Genomic DNA, 550 nt, shown 5'->3' on the forward strand with positions numbered 1-550 from the left:
CGCTGCACTGGTTCATGATCATCGGTTACATCGTGGTGGTGATCATTACCTGGTTCGCGCCACCCGAGATTGTTGGTCTTGCCTACGATTCAGGTGGCGTGACCACCAACATCGTCACCGTTCCCCTGATTGCCGCCCTGGGCATTGGTCTCGCGGCTTCCATTCGGGGTCGAAACCCCTTGTTGGACGGCTTCGGACTGGTTGCCCTCGCGGTGATGGTTCCCATGATTACCGTTCAGCTTTACGGGATTTTTGTCTATTCCGGTGTTACCACCGATCCGACCACGGTGCCAACCCTGGTACACAATGGAACCGCCGATCAGACTCCCGTTCTGCTGACGATGCTGCTCGATCTTGCCGGCATGATCCGGGATGTACTTCCGATCATTATCACCATCCTTTTTTTCCAGTACCTGGTGTTGCGCCGGGGGCTGACCAACCCGCGCAAGATCCTGTTCGGGTTTGCGCTGGTGGTGCTCGGTCTCTATGCCTTCGTGGTCGGTCTGAAACTCGGCCTGTTCCCGATCGGCACCAGTATGGCCCGGCAACT

The 550-nt window shown here is 57.3% G+C and carries 1 protein-coding gene; it reads left to right on the forward strand.

Annotation, left to right across the window (positions count from 1 at the left end):
• The coding region (locus B2W52_RS01355) for a DUF1538 family protein (RefSeq protein ID WP_286801054.1) at nt 1-550 on the forward strand (550 nt) is incomplete at both ends.

The sequence above is a fragment of the Marinobacter sp. UBA2498 genome, from assembly GCF_002341575.1.
Classification (GTDB): domain Bacteria; phylum Pseudomonadota; class Gammaproteobacteria; order Pseudomonadales; family Oleiphilaceae; genus Marinobacter; species Marinobacter manganoxydans.